Source organism: Microlunatus panaciterrae (assembly GCF_016907535.1).
Taxonomy (GTDB): domain Bacteria; phylum Actinomycetota; class Actinomycetes; order Propionibacteriales; family Propionibacteriaceae; genus Microlunatus; species Microlunatus panaciterrae.
The window spans coordinates 664,204-677,697 of the sequence record NZ_JAFBCF010000001.1; the positions used below are offsets into that span (position 1 = coordinate 664,204).

Genomic DNA, 13,494 nt, shown 5'->3' on the forward strand with positions numbered 1-13,494 from the left:
CGACGCCACCGAGGAGGAGCAGGCGCGACAGCTGGCGCACCAGCGCTCGATCATCGCCGCCACCGGAGGCTCGATCGGCGAGCGGACCTTCCTGTCAGAGCTGGCCATGGTCCATCCCCGGTCGCTGACCATGGGCGACAACTGCTACATCGCCGCCCACGCCTATGTGACCGATGACCTCCGCTGCGGCGACCACTGCACCGTCAATGCGTTCACAGTGGTTCGGGGCTCGGTGACGATGGGCAGCGGCGTGCGGATCGGCGCACACACCTCCATCCTCGGCTTCAACCACGGCTTCGAGGCCGACCGCGAGGTGTTCCGCCAGCCGATCACCACGCGCGGCATCACCATCGGCGACGACGTCTGGATCGGCTCACATGTGGTGATCGTCGACGGGGTGACCATCGGTTCGCATGCGGTCGTCGGAGCAGGTGCTGTGGTGACCAAGGACGTGCCGGCCTGGGCGATCGTCGGCGGCAACCCGGCCCGCTTCATCCGGGATCGGCGCGAGCCGAAACGTCCGCGTGACCTGACCCGGGAGCTGTCCTCCCGGCTGGCAGACTTCGCAGCCCGCGCCACAGAGCAGTGCGCGAGCGTGGTCGAGCGCTACTGGCAGCCGGGCGCCGTCGCGGCCGACGGCTCCACGACCGGCCGGTACGTCGACGCGCCGGGTGCCGCAGCCACCCTGCGTGCGCACGCCGACGCCATCGAGGTGTCGATCCTGTTGACCGGGCAGGCCCCGGGCCAGCTCACCACGCAGCAGCATGTCGACCGGCTTCGGCAGAACCAGGACCCGGTGACCGGCCTGACGCCGCTGCTGACCAGTGAGGGCCTGCACGGCGAGGCTCCCGCAGGCTTCGAGCAGGGTGACGCGCACTATCACGTGCTGAGCCTCGGCTACGCCCTGGACCTGCTCGGGTCGAGGTTCGTGCACCCGATCAGGGCCGTGCAGCAGATGTCCGCCGAAGAGCTGTGCCGGATCCTGCGTGACCTGCCGTGGAGCAGCCGGGGCTGGGGCGCCGGAGCCGCTGTGGACACCATCGGCACCGCGTTCAGGTGGAATCTCAGCTATCAGCCCGACTGGTCCGAGCAGAATCTGACCACCTTCGACGCGTTCATCGGCTGGCTGGTCACGCACACGCGGCGCGACAACGGGATGTGGTCCGCGCCCCGGCTCTCCGACGGCCTCCTCCAGCCGGTCAACGGCTTCTACCGCGGCTCCCGCGGATCGTTCGCCCAGTTCGGCATCCCGCTGCCGTTCCCGGATCGGGTGATCAACACCACTCTCGAGCAGGCGGCCGACGAGCGACACTTCGGTCCCGGTCGCACCACCGCCTGCAATGTGCTGGATGTGGCGCACCCGCTGTGGCTCGCCAGTCGGCAGTCAGGCCACCGCCGGCCGGAGATCGTCGCCTGGGCGCAGGCCCAGATACCCGAGGTGCTGGCCCAGTGGCAGGACGAGGCGGGTTTCTCGTTCGCGCATGCGCCCCTCAGCGGACCTGCCGCGGTTCAGCACCGGCCGGGCCTGCAGGGAACCGAGATGTGGCTGGCCACCCTGTGGTACATCGCCGACCTGTGCGGGATCTCCGAGTCCCTGGGCTACCGTCCTCGGGGTGTGCACCGTCCGGAACCGGCTGTGGACGTGTCTCCGCGAGGTTAGCGACGGGACGGCAGGATGAGCCGGACATCGGCCCCCGTCTGCGGGCCCGGGACGTTCTCGGCCAGCACGCGGCCGCCGTGGCGGGCAGCCACCTCGGAGACGAGCGCCAGCCCCAACCCGTAGTGGCGCCGACCCGAGGCCGCGGCAGGCTCGCGCCGGTCGCTGGCGAAGCGGGCGAACATCTGCGGGACGGAGTCCTCATCGAGACCTGGACCGTCGTCACGGACGCTGATGACCACCTCGGTGGCAAGCCGGGTCACGGTGACCCGCACCTGCCCCTTGGCGTGGGTCAGCGCGTTGTCGATCAACGCGGTCACCGCTCTCTTCAGGGCGGTCGGGGCACCAGCGCTGAGCCTCACCGGTTCATCGCTGCGCAGGGTGAGCTGGACCCCGCGCCGGTCAGCCTCGGCAGCGGCGGCTGCCACCACCGCGGCAACCAGGGCGGCGACGTCGACGGTCACCCGGGGGACCTCGGCCCTGGTATCGGCCGCCAACAGGAGCTCCTCCAGGATGTCAGTAAGCGCTTTCGTGTCCGCGACGATGCCGTCGACGTCACGCAACAGGGCGTCGTCGGTGCGGCCGGCGGACCTGATCCGGCGACGGAGCAGCTGGGCCCGGGTGCTGAGCAGGGTGAGCGGGGTCCGCAGCTCGTGGCTCGCGTCCGCGACGAACCGACGTTGCAGGGCCAGTGCCTCGGCCATCGGTCGTACTGCCCGACCGGCCAGCCAGAAACCCGCGGCCGTGGCCAGCAGCAGCCCGGCAACGCTTGCCAGCCCGAACGACTCCAGGATCCGCAACTGCTCCTCACGCTGCTCATGCAGGCTCAGCATCGCCTGCACGACGGTTGTCCCCCGTCGCTTGGTCAGCAACGCATACCGGCCGCTGGCCAGCTGGACGTCGCGCCGGTCCGTGTGGCCAGTGGCGAGCACAGCGCGCATCACGGTCAGATCCGGCAGGCCGTCGGGCACCCCGGCCGAGCTGCGGACCCCCGCAGTGGTCAAGACCGCCAGCTGCACTCCCGGAGAGGACGACACGTCTCCGTCCCGGTCCTGGTCGGAGCCCTCATGCAGGGCAGCGATGGCGTTGTCCAGCGTTCGGCCCACCTGCTCATGCTGGCTCCGGACGACGGTGAAGAAGACCAGCACGGCGACCACAGCCAGAGTGAGGATCACCAGCAGCGCCGTCTGGCTGCCCACCCGCCACGCCGCCCGGCGGAGCTCGGGCTCCCTCCTGCGGTCGCTCACGACCGGCCCAGCTGGTAACCGAGTCCTCGGATCGTGCGCACACTGGCCTTGCCGAGCTTGCGTCGCAGATAGTGAACGTAGGTGTCGACCACCCCTTCCTCCTCGGCGTCGGGGAAGACCCGCGACATCAGCTCCTGCCGGCTGAAGACCTGCTGGGGCCGGCGTGCGAAGACCTCGAGCAAGGAGCTTTCCCGGTCCGACAACACCTGGGTGCGACCGTCGGTGAGCAGGACCGTGCGCGAGTCGATGACGAACCGCCCGCACGGCAGGGTCAGAGACTCCGCCTCCTCCCGGTGCCGCCGCAGCAGCGCCCGCAGCCGGGCCAGCAGCTCGTCGAGGTCGAACGGCTTCGACAGGTAGTCCTCCGCCCCGGCGTTCAGGCCGTCCACCCGATCCCGGGGCAGTCCCAAGGCCGACAGGACGAGCACGGGGGTGACCACTCCACGCGATCTCAGCCTCGTCAGCAGGTCGAGCCCCTCGATCGCGGGCAGCCCGCGGTCCAGCACCATCAGCTCGTACGGGCGGGAGAGGGCCAGGTGCAACCCTTGTTGCCCGTCGGAGGCCGCCTCTACCAGGTATCCCTCGCTGCGCAGGATCTCAGTCAACATCTCGGCCAGGTCGCGGTCGTCCTCCACCAGCAACAGCCGGGGCGCAGGCTCCGTCGGTTCGGTCAACGGAAGGCGGCCGATCGGGGTCGCCAGCTCGCGTTGTAGGGCATGAGCCAAGAATGCCCTACCCGGTCGATGACCAGGCTGCCTCGGCGCCGCTGTGGCCGATCAGCACGACCTGGACGGTGGTGCCGATCGCTCCGACCAGTGCGATAACGAGTGTCAGCGCCACCAGCCACCGCGGCAGCGTCGACGTCCCCGAGCGGCCACGGCGATGGCCCCAGAACAGTCCGGCAGCTCCGACGGCCAGCACGATCACCCAGGGCAGCAGCCCATCGGCCAGCTCGGCGTGCCGCTGGATCAACCCGGAGCGGGGCAACCGATGCTCCAACGACTCACCGGACTGCGTGGTCAGGGGCACCAGGACGATCGAGACGAGGCTCAGGGCCAGCGGGCCCCAGCCCGCCCAGCGGCGAAATCTCGGCCAGACCGCCGCAAGCAGCACAGCCAGCGCGGCGGTCGGCACCACGACGGTAGTCGCGTGCACGATGAGGGGGTGCAGGGGCAGGCCGAAGATGGTGTCCAGCACGAGGGTCTCCTTTGGTCAACGGAGTCCTCAGCATCGCGAACGAACTTTGGAGAATTCTTAGCCCGCCTAGTACCCCGGCCCGACGGCCACCTCGGTCCCGCTGAGCAGGTGCTGCTGCGCTGGTGGCTCGCCAGGAGTGACCAGCACCGGGCAGGGCGACTGGCGGATCATGTGCCGGGCCACCGTGCCCAACCCCAGCGAGGCCAGCTGGGAGTGCCCGTGCCTGCCGACGACCAGCAGCTGGGCGTTCCTGCTCAGCTCGAGCAGCGTCCTGACCACCGGACCTTCCACCAGCTCCCGGTGCACCTGCACGTCGGGATAGATCTCGCTCATCCCGGCACAGGCCTCGGCGAGGGCCCGCGCCTCGTCCTGGTGGGCCACTTCGATCTCCGAGGCGTCCGGCGGGACGTATCCGTAGTAGGGCGCGGCGCTCACGTGTGGCTCCCAGGCGTGGATGACGGTCAGGTCCACACCACGCCAGGACGCCTCCTGGAAGGCCATCGCCAGCGCCTGACGGGCATGACCGAGACTGTCCACCCCGACCACGACACCGCCTGTCAGAGGCTCGCTGTCGACCTGCTCAGACCTGACGACGGCAACCGGGCAGGTGGCCTGGGCGGCCACCGTGCTTGTGGTGGACCCCGCATAGACCCGCCTGGCCTGGGCCAGGTCTCGTCGCTGCAGCACGATCATGGCGGCCGATTTCGACTCCTCGAGCAGCACTTCGGCCGCCGGCAGCGGTGAGGCCAGCACCTGGATCCTGGTATCCAGCTCCGTCATCCTGCCCAGCCGACGGGCGGCCCCGCCCAGCAGCCGGCGCCCCCGGCGGACCCGTTCATCGATGGCAGCACGGCTCTCGTGGCCGATGCTGTGCCGGGGGCCGCAGCCATGCACCAGCTTGATCACACCGCCGCGCTGTCGGGCCGCGTCCGCCGCGAACCGCAGGGCGGCGAAGTCGCCGTAGGGTTCGTACTCGTCGACGCCGACCACGATGCGCTGCACGCCCCTGCTGGTCATCACAGCCCCGACGGTGTCATGTCGTGCGCGGTCACGTCGTGCTGTGCTCCGGCCTCGTCAAAGGTCGGCGGCACGGCGACCACCGGGCACTGGGCGTGGCTGAGACAGTAGTGGCTGACGGAACCCTGCAGGATCCTGCCCAGGCCGACGTGCTCATGGGTACCGATGACCAGCAGGCTCGCGTGTTCGGATTTGCCGACAAGTCTCAGCCCGGCTGGACCCTGGACGAACTCGAGCTGCCACGCCGGCTTGGGGCCGGCCTGGTTGAACATCGTCCGGATCTTGGCCCGTTCGACCTCGGCTGTCGCCGGGTCGTGCTGGGCCGCCATCCCGGCGAAGCCAGGTGACCAGACCACCGGCGCATCCATCATCGGTGTGATGACGTGCAGCACATGCAACGGGCGGTCGGTCGCCCGGGCGTACTCGACGGCCCAACGCAGTGCTGCTCGTCCCGACGGTGAGTCGTCGATGCCCACGACCACTTCTCTGCTGGCCATGTCGGCTCCTTCTCGGTAGTCCTCGTCCCCCTCCACTGTGCCCACTTCGGCACTGCACCGCTATGACCGGAAGTCACCGTTCGCAGGGCCATTGGTCCTGCGCGGCGTGCCCGGACCGGGCCACCGGGAAGATCAGGAGAGGCCGGGAAGCGGGACCTTCGACTCTGCACAAGCTTCCTCGGAGCGAGTTGACTGTGATCACCGCGACTTTCAGGAGGTAAGGCATCGTGATGAAGGCGCTCGTCGATGGCGGCCCAGGCAACAAGAGCTGGGAGACCGTGGCTCTGCCCGACCTGGTCGATGATCGGGACGCTATCGTCCGCGTCGACGCCGTCACCATCTGCGGAACGGATCTGCACATCCTCAAGGGCGACGTGCCCGAGGTCCAACCTGGACAGATTCTCGGCCATGAGGCCGTCGGCACCGTGGTGGAGGTCGGAACCGCGGTGTCCGGCATCACTGTCGGGTCGCGCGTGCTGGTCTCGTGCATCTCCGGATGCGGACGCTGCCGGTACTGCCGCAAGGGCAGCTATGGCCAGTGCGTCAACGGCGGTGGCTGGATTCTCGGCCATCTGATCAACGGCACCCAGGCCGAGTTCGTCCGGGTTCCGTTCGCTGACACCTCGCTCTACCCCCTCCCCGACGCCGTCAGCGATGAGTCGGCCCTGATGCTGGCCGATATCGTGCCCACCGCCTACGAGGTCGGCGTGCTCAACGGCACGGTGTCCCCCGCTGACACGGTGGCCATTGTCGGTGCGGGTCCGATCGGGTTGGCCTCGATCATGACCGCCCACCTGTTCTCACCTGCCAGGGTGATCGCCATCGATCTGGCACCCTCACGACTCGAGGCGGCCAAACACTTCGGCGCTGATGTCGCGCTGCTCGCCGACGAGGACCCGGAGAGGGCGGTCATGGAGCTGACCGAAGGCCTCGGCGCAGATGTCGTCATCGAGGCCGTCGGGACGCCTGACACCTTCGAGCTGTGCACCCGACTGGTCCGCCCGGGCGGTCACGTGGCCAATGTCGGTGTGCACGGCAAGCCGGCCACCCTGCATCTGGAGACCCTCTGGATCAAGAACGTCACGATCACCACCGGGCTGGTCGATACCTACTCGACCTCGACGCTGCTGCAGATGCTGGCGAGCGGACAGCTCGACACGGCGAAGTTCATCACCCACAGGTTCCATCTGCACGAGATGATGGAGGCCTACTCCGTGTTCGCCGACGCGTCCTCCACTGGAGCCCTCAAGGTCGCGCTCACGCGTGACTGAGCCGCTCCGCAGCCTCGCCAACTCCGCTGTTGATCAAGCCCGGTGACGACCCTGCCCACACCGTTCCGGTGCTGGGACCAAGGTCATGCGCCCTTGGGACCATCGCCCATGGTTCGGCCGAACCATGGCGAGCAACGGTGGTCACACGGGCAACGCTTAGCCAGGTCCAGGGAAGTACAACAGGAAAGTCGGTCGTTCATGAAGAACGTTCTTGTCGCCTACGCGACGCGGATGGGTGCAACCGCAGAGATCGCCGAGGCGATCGCCGACGAACTGCGGAGCGCCGATCTCGCCGTCGACGTCCGCGCTTGCTCGCCGGATCTCGACGCCGCCGGCTACGACGCTGTGGTGATCGGTAGCCCGGTCTATCTCAACCGCTGGCTCAAGGACGCCGTCGACTACCTGAAGAGGCACGCAACCGAGCTTTCCCGACGCCCGGTGTGGCTCTTCCAGAGCGGGCCCTGCGGCGAAGGTGCGGCAGACGAACAGATCGGTGCTCCGGTCGCGGTCCGCAAAGCCGCGATCCTGATCGGCACCGACCCCCCGAGGACCTTCGGTGGCCGGCTCGACCGGACAAAGGCCACCGGTCCGGTCAGCCGATGGATGGCCACTGGGACGTATGAAGGCGATTTTCGCGACTTCGACAAGATCCGCGCCTGGGCTTCATCAATCGCGGGTGAACTCACCCAGCCGTCGAGCAACGGTGAGACTCGGCATCGTCCGGCGGTGCCCCAGTCGCGACGGCGGCACTCCCGCATCAAGGTCGACCGATGACCACCATGAGCGACCACGCCGGTGAGGAATCACGGCAGAGCGAGTTCACCGAGTTGAGCACCGAACGGTGCCTCGAGCTGCTACAGACCCATACGGTTGGCCGAGTCGCCTGGCAGGCTGGCGACGGGCCGCAGATCCTGCCGGTGACGTACGCCTACTACGGGGGATGCATCGTCTTCCGTACATCTCCCTACGGCCTGCTTTCGGAGCTTAGCCGGCCAAGCGACGTCGCCTTCGAGGTCGACGAGCTGGATCAGGACGCCAGGACTGGCTGGAGCATCATGGCACGCGGTCGGGCTCAGTCTGTGGCCGAGCCGGTCGAGCTGGTCCGGTTGTGGTCGGTGGATGGTCTGGTCCCCTGGGCCTCAGGTTTGAGAAACCTGTTCATCCAGATCATCCCGCGCCGAATCAGCGGACGCATCGTCGGCCGGAACCTCCACCCTGTCTCCGATCGGTGATGAGTGCCCATGCGTGAGGTGTCGCGGCTTCCGCGACCGCCATCGCCCCAGAGCTGTGTGGAGAATCGTTCCCCGACCGGGCGGGACACGACTAGCCTGAAGGGCGATGGACGATCAGCGCAGTCCGCTCAGCCCTTCCGCGGCAGGGTCCGCCGGAGGCGGCTGTGCTGAGCGTGAATCCGAGGACCTGATGACGATGCTGATCGAACGGGCCCATGAGATGTCGGTCAGCCGCGAGCGGTTGCGCCGCCTGCTGATCGCCAACCGGTCCATCGTCGGCGAGTTGTCGTTGCCGGCCGTCCTCAACCGGGTCGTCGAAGTCGCCCGTGACATCGCCGAGGCGACCTATGCGGCCCTCGGCGTCCTCGGGAACGACGGGGAGGTCGAACAGTTCGTGCATCTTGGGATGGACCCGGCCACGGTGGCGGCGATCGGTGAGCCGCCCAAGGGCCGAGGGGTGCTGGGTGCCGTCATCCAGGAACGGGCGCCGATCCGGATCGACCGCATCGTCGACGATCCCCGCTACTCCGGTTTCCCCGCCGGCCACCCCACCATGCGGAGCTTCCTCGGCGTACCGATCCGGTCCAAGGACGCGGTGTTCGGCAACCTCTACCTGGCCGACCGGGTCGACGGGGGCGCTTTCACCGCTGAGGACGAGGAGCTGGTGCTTGCTCTCGCAGCGACTGCAGGCATCGCTATCGAGAACGCACGGCTGTACGAGGAATCGCGCCGCCGGCAAGAGTGGCTGAGGGCCTCTGCTGAGATCACCCGGGCGTTGTTCGAGCCGAACGAGGATGACCGCGACCTGCTCAACCGGATCGCCGACAGCGTCAAGCGGTTGGCCGATGCCGACATCGTCACCCTCGTGCTGCCGAGTCCCGACCCCGCTGTCCTCCAGGTCGCGGTCGCCCGAGGGATCGCTGAGGCCGAGCTGCTGGGTCTCAAGTACCCGGCCGAACGCTCACTGGTTTCCGCCGCGATGGAGAGTGGTGAGGGCATCCTGGTGGACTCCGTCGACGCGTTGCGGGGCTGGCACGTGCACCTGCAGCAGCATGTCCCGGTCGGACCACTGATGACCTTCCCACTGATCGGCTCAGTTGGGGCGCGCGGCGCGATCATGGTCGGCCGTCTGAGACGGCGCCAGCCCTTCGATCGGGCCGACCTGGCCATGGCCGAGACCTTCGCGAGCCACGCAGCGGTGGCGCTGGAGTTCGCCGACGCCCGCATGGACCAGCAGCGCATCATGGTTCTGCAGGACCGTGATCGCATCGCGCGTGACCTTCACGACCACGTCATCCAGCGGATCTTCGCCACCGGGCTCAGCGTGCAGAGCGCTGCGGCACGGATTCAGGATCCGTCGATCCGGCAACGGGTTGAGCACAGCGTGCAGGACCTGGACGACACGATCCACCAGATCCGTACGTCGATCTTCGAGCTCCGGGACTCCGACGCGCACCAGGGTCTGCGCAGTGCGGTGCTGCACGCCACCGACGAGGTCAGCTCGGCCCTCGGTTTCCGTCCGATGATCCGCTTCTCCGGGCCGGTCGACGCCTCGGTCGACAGGTCCCTCATCAAGGACGTCGAAGCAGTGGTGCGCGAAGGCCTGACCAATGTCGCCAAGCACGCCGAAGCCTCCTGGGCCAGCGTCTCCGTCGAGTCGGTCCGCCGCCAGTTGATCATCACCATCGCCGACAACGGCCTCGGTATCCGTGACAACCGACGTAGGAGCGGACTGGCCAACCTCAGAGCCCGGGCCGAGCGGCGCGGAGGGCACCTGGACATGCTGGTAAACAAGGGGCAGGACGACACCGATGGGGGTACCCGGTTGAGATGGACGACTCCGCTTCCGAAGTAAACGCCGCCGGTGAGGCGAGCGGCAAGATCAGGGTGTTCATCCTCGATGACCACGAGTTGGTGCGCCGGGGGCTAACCGACCTGCTCAGCGCACCCGGCGACATCGAGATCGTCGGCGAGGCCGCGACCGCGGGCGAGGCACTGCGTCGGATCCCGACAGTCTCCCCCGACATCGCGTTGCTCGATGCCCGGCTCCCGGACGGCAACGGCATCGAGGTCTGCCGGGAGATCCGGTCGAGCTTCCCTCACATCCAGTGCCTGATCCTCACCTCCTATGACGATGACGAAGCCCTGTTCGCCGCAGTGCTGGCCGGCGCCTCGGGCTACCTGCTGAAGCAGATCCGCGGTTCCTCGTTGATCGACGGAATTCGCGAGGTGGCCAAGGGCAACTCCTTGCTCGATCCGGCGATCACAGGAAGGCTGCTGGAGCGGTTCCGCCATCCGGTCCGGACCGAGGATCCCCGGCTGGCCTCGCTCACCGCACGGGAGCGCGAGATCCTCGATCTGATCACCGCCGGTTATACCAACAAACAGATTGGTCAGCGGCTGTTCCTGGCCGAGAAGACCGTCAAGAACTACGTATCGGCCTTGTTGAGCAAGCTCGGCATGGAACGTCGTACACAGGCAGCGGTTTTCGGATCCCAGCTGCAGGCCGACCAAGACCAGGACTGAAGGGCCGCGATGCCGGCGAGCATCACCGGGGCGATCATCGGCTCCTCGCTCACCACGGCACCGACACCGACGATCCAGACCGCCTCATCCCGGGTCTCGGAAGACGTGCTCCGGGACCTTCGAGTCTCGGCCGCCCACGGTCTGTCCACGACCGAGGTCCGGCTCAGGCGGCAGCAGTACGGCGTCAACGCCGTCGCCTCGCACCAGGCACGGCTCTGGCCGGTGCTGTGGCACCAGCTGCGCTCTCCACTGCTGGGGCTTCTCATCGTCGCCGCCGTCGCGTCGTCTTTCGTCGGCCAGCACAGCGATGCGGTCATCATCGGGGTGATCGTGGCACTGTCCGTCGGTCTCGGGGTCGTCAACGAATACCGGGCGGAGCGGGCAGCTCAGGCGTTGCACTCACAGATTCGACACCGCGTGGTCGTCGTGCGAGACGGTCACCGCAACAGCATCGATGTCACCGAGCTGGTGCCCGGCGACATCGTCGAGCTCAGCCTCGGCGACATCGTGCCCGCCGACGTCCGGCTGCTGACAGCCACCGATCTGGAATGCGAGGAGTCCGCACTCACCGGCGAGTCGATGCCCGTGGAGAAGAGTGCGTCGCCGGTGCGGCCGGGCGTACCGCTGGCCGAGCTCGCGAACTCTGCCCTGATGGGCACCGTGGTGCATGCCGGTACCGGCCGCGGGGTGGTCGTGACGACCGGAGCGCGGACCGAGTTCGGTCGAATCGCGGAGGGGCTGACTACGCGGCAGCTGGACACCGAGTTTCAGGTCGGGCTGCGCCGCTTCTCGATGCTGCTGGTCTATGTCGCAGCGTTCCTCACCAGCACCATCCTGGTGATCAACCTGGCCTTTCATCGCCCTCTCCTGGAAGCGCTGTTGTTCTCACTGGCCATCGCCGTCGGGATCACCCCCCAGTTGCTTCCAGCCGTCGTGTCGACCAGCCTGGCAGCAGGCTCGCAGCGGCTCAGCCGGCGAAAGGTGCTGGTCAAGCGGCTGGTCTGCATCGAGGACCTCGGAGACATCAGCCTGCTGTTCACCGACAAGACGGGGACTCTGACCCGGGGACATCTGAGTTTCATGCGGGCCATTCCCGCCTCGGTCGCGCAGGATGTGGGGGCCGTGGTTCGCGTTGGCCTGTTGTGCAGCGAAAACTGGGACATCGACGGTGCGCCGGTCGGCGGCAACGCCCTCGATCAGGCGCTGTGGGACTCGCCGGCGGCGGCCAGGCAGCGACGACAAGTGGGCCATTTCACCCGTCTGGCGGTGCTCCCGTTCGACCATCACCGACGAATGATCTCCGTACTCGTGAGAGATGTGGAGGGCGCTTCGACGTTGATCACCAAGGGCGCCCCGGAAGCCGTTCTGGAGCGCTGCACCGATGTCCCTGCAGCTATCCAGGAGAGGCTGGCGGACGAGTTCGCCGCCGGCAACCGGGTGGTGGCTGTGGCTACCCGTGCGGCGGGCGGGACCATCGCCTCGTCTGGCCTGACTCCGGATGACGAGCGTGACCTGCGACTGGTCGGCCTGCTGGTCTTCATCGACCCACCCAAGCACGACGCGGCCGACGCGCTCGCACGGTTGGCCGCCCTCGGCATCGCGGTCAAGGTCGTGACCGGCGACAATGCTGAGGTTGCAGCCAAGATCTGTCACGACCTCGGCCTTCCCGGCGGCGCGGCCCTGACCGGATCGGACGTCGACCTGCTCGATGACGCCGCCCTCCTCGCGGCGATCGCCGAGACGACCGTCTTCGCCAGGGTCAGTCCGGAACAGAAGGCCCGGATCGTCCGCCTCCAGCGGCTCGTCGGAACCGGAGTCGCCTTCCTGGGTGACGGAGTCAATGATGCTCTCGCTCTGCATGCCGCCGATGTCGGGATCTCGGTCGACTCGGCCACGGACGTGGCCAAGGATGCCGCAGACGTGATCTTGTTGGACAAGGATCTCCAGGTGCTGGCTGACGGCGTCGCCGAGGGCCGGCGCATCTTCGCCAACACCATGAAGTACGTGCTGATGGGAACGTCCAGCAATTTCGGCAACATGTTCTCGGCCGCCGGTGCTTCTCTTTTCCTGCCGTTCCTGCCGATGTTGCCGTCGCAGATCCTGCTGAACAACCTGCTCTACGACACCAGCCAGCTGGCGATCCCCACCGACAACGTCGACGAGCCACAACTGCGACGGCCGTCTCATTGGGACATCAGCTTCATCAGGCGATTCATGATCGTTTTCGGGCCGCTCAGCTCCGTCTTCGACTTCGCCACCTTCGGCGTCATGCTGTTCGTCTTCCACTCCGGGCCAGAGCAGTTCCGGACCGGCTGGTTCGTCGAGTCACTCGCCACTCAGACGCTGGTGATCTTCGCCATCCGGACGCGCCGCATTCCCTTCTTCCGCAGCCATCCGAGCCTTGCGCTGACCCTCGCAGCATTGGGGGTGGTCACCACAGGCGCTCTGCTGCCCGCCACCCCGATCGCGCAGGCCCTCGGGTTCAGGCCACTACCGGCGGGATTCTTCGCAGCCCTGGCCGGAATGGTGCTGTGCTATCTCGCGTTGATCGAGACCGGGAAAGCGATCTTCTACCGCGTCCCGGCCGCCCGGGCCGCCGTACCGGCGCCGTATGACGGGCACCGCCACCTCCGTCGGCGGGCGGCCTACTTCAGCACGGCCTCCGCCGGGCCACGTCGCCGAGCGCCGCGGCGTCGGGGTGGACGACGCCGCGGAAGGGCCTAAGGTCCCGCTGGGCGGGTGACCTCTGGTCATGGCGCAGCCTGGTTTGCCGGATCACAGTGGGTGCAAGGCTGCAACGAGAGGTCGTCCACCATGGTCATCACCCACCCCCCTGGCCGCATCGAAGAA

Annotated in this window: 11 protein-coding genes and 1 pseudogene; 7 read left to right on the forward strand and 5 right to left on the reverse strand. The window is 67.8% G+C overall.

Annotated elements, in window-relative coordinates:
• Positions 1-349: 349 nt before the first annotated feature.
• Positions 350-505 (forward strand): annotated as a pseudogene (locus tag JOE57_RS19275) (DapH/DapD/GlmU-related protein); the annotation flags it as partial.
• 1,151 nt (positions 506-1,656) lie between these two features.
• On the opposite strand, the gene JOE57_RS19085 reads toward JOE57_RS19275, so the two are convergent.
• From JOE57_RS19085 to JOE57_RS02960, 5 genes are all read right to left on the reverse strand, one after another.
• Positions 1,657-2,904 (reverse strand): ATP-binding protein, encoded by a 1,248-nt coding sequence (locus tag JOE57_RS19085; protein ID WP_204916314.1) that lies wholly within the window; start codon positions 2,902-2,904, stop codon positions 1,657-1,659.
• Positions 2,901-3,578, reverse strand: a complete 678-nt coding sequence (locus JOE57_RS02945) for a response regulator transcription factor (protein ID WP_239578825.1) — start codon at positions 3,576-3,578, stop codon at positions 2,901-2,903. Before JOE57_RS02945 ends, JOE57_RS19085 begins: the two co-directional genes overlap by 4 nt.
• Before the next feature lie 58 nt (positions 3,579-3,636).
• A complete protein-coding gene (locus JOE57_RS02950) occupies positions 3,637-4,101 on the reverse strand; it encodes a DUF2231 domain-containing protein (protein ID WP_204916315.1) in 465 nt (154 codons plus the stop codon).
• Positions 4,102-4,167: 66 nt separating this feature from the next.
• Entirely contained in the window at positions 4,168-5,118 is a 951-nt protein-coding gene (locus JOE57_RS02955; RefSeq protein ID WP_239579121.1) for a universal stress protein, read from the reverse strand.
• Complete coding sequence (locus JOE57_RS02960; protein WP_204916317.1) at positions 5,118-5,615, reverse strand: universal stress protein; 498 nt, start codon at positions 5,613-5,615, stop codon at positions 5,118-5,120. The genes JOE57_RS02955 and JOE57_RS02960 overlap by 1 nt, the downstream gene beginning before the upstream one ends.
• Positions 5,616-5,845: 230 nt before the next feature.
• Here JOE57_RS02960 and JOE57_RS02965 point away from each other — a divergent pair, with 230 nt between their 5' ends.
• The 6 genes from JOE57_RS02965 to mgtA all read left to right on the forward strand — a co-directional run bounded on the left by JOE57_RS02965 (position 5,846) and on the right by mgtA (position 13,368).
• A complete protein-coding gene (locus JOE57_RS02965; RefSeq protein ID WP_204920185.1) occupies positions 5,846-6,886 on the forward strand; it encodes a zinc-dependent alcohol dehydrogenase family protein in 1,041 nt (346 codons plus the stop codon).
• A 198-nt stretch (positions 6,887-7,084) separates the two neighbouring features.
• Entirely contained in the window at positions 7,085-7,660 is a 576-nt protein-coding gene (locus JOE57_RS02970) for a flavodoxin domain-containing protein (RefSeq protein ID WP_204916318.1), read from the forward strand.
• Positions 7,657-8,118 carry a pyridoxamine 5'-phosphate oxidase family protein gene (locus tag JOE57_RS02975; RefSeq protein ID WP_204916319.1) on the forward strand — a complete coding sequence of 154 codons (462 nt, stop codon included), beginning with the start codon at positions 7,657-7,659 and terminating at the stop codon, positions 8,116-8,118. Before JOE57_RS02970 ends, JOE57_RS02975 begins: the two co-directional genes overlap by 4 nt.
• A gap of 190 nt (positions 8,119-8,308) precedes the next feature.
• Positions 8,309-9,973, forward strand: coding sequence for a sensor histidine kinase (locus JOE57_RS02980; RefSeq protein WP_204916320.1), 1,665 nt, complete (start codon positions 8,309-8,311; stop codon positions 9,971-9,973).
• A complete protein-coding gene (locus JOE57_RS02985) occupies positions 9,949-10,644 on the forward strand; it encodes a response regulator (protein ID WP_204916321.1) in 696 nt (231 codons plus the stop codon). The genes JOE57_RS02980 and JOE57_RS02985 overlap by 25 nt, the downstream gene beginning before the upstream one ends.
• Positions 10,645-10,653: 9 nt before the next feature.
• On the forward strand, positions 10,654-13,368 hold the full coding sequence (gene mgtA / locus JOE57_RS02990) for a magnesium-translocating P-type ATPase (protein WP_204916322.1): 2,715 nt from the start codon (positions 10,654-10,656) through the stop codon (positions 13,366-13,368).
• Positions 13,369-13,494: the final 126 nt, after the last annotated feature.